The following is a 698-nucleotide window of genomic DNA, read 5'->3' as shown; positions in this document are numbered from 1 at the left end:
GCGCCGCACGGAGCGGGCGACGTCGGCGACGCCGGTCAACAAGCCACCGGCCACCGCCCGCCCGGGCACCGCGCTGGCCATCCTCGCCACCTTGCCGGTCAAGGGCAGGGCGCCCAAGACCGGCTACGACCGAGCCCGATTCGGCTCGGCCTGGACCGATGACGTGAGCGTGCAGGGCGGTCACAACGGCTGCGACACCCGCAACGACGTGCTGCGCCGCGACCTGCGTCGCGTCCACCTGAAACCCGGCACCTACGGCTGCGTCGTGCTCACGGGCACGCTCGCCGACCCCTACACCGGCACCACCATCGCCTTCGCCCGTGGCGTCGGCACCAGCAGCCAGGTGCAGATCGACCACGTCGTCGCGCTCAGCAACGCCTGGCAGACCGGTGGGCAGCAGCTGTCCGCCGACCGGCGGCAGGACCTCGCCGGCGATCCGCTCAACCTCTGGGCCGTCCAGGGCCGTGCGAACATGCAGAAGCAGGACGGCGACGCCGCCACTTGGCTCCCCTCCAACAAGGCGATCAGATGCCTGTATGTCGCGAGGCAGGTCGCGGTGAAACATCGCTATCACCTGTGGGTCACCCCGCCCGAGCGTGACGCCATCGCGCGCATCCTCGGCCGGTGCACCAGTGAGCCGCTGCCCACGACGGCGCGGTGGGCCACACCTGCGCCGGACCGCAGCGCGGCCCCCGCCC

The 698-nt window shown here is 72.3% G+C and carries 1 protein-coding gene; it reads left to right on the top strand.

Annotated elements, in window-relative coordinates:
* A partial coding sequence (locus FRW57_RS22435; protein ID WP_152187121.1) for an HNH endonuclease family protein occupies window positions 1–698 on the top strand: 698 nt, incomplete at both ends.

The organism is Segeticoccus rhizosphaerae, assembly GCF_009192725.1.
GTDB lineage: Bacteria > Actinomycetota > Actinomycetes > Actinomycetales > Dermatophilaceae > Segeticoccus > Segeticoccus rhizosphaerae.
The sequence above is the reverse complement of the archived record's forward strand: the minus strand, read 5'-3'. Positions and strand labels throughout refer to the sequence as shown.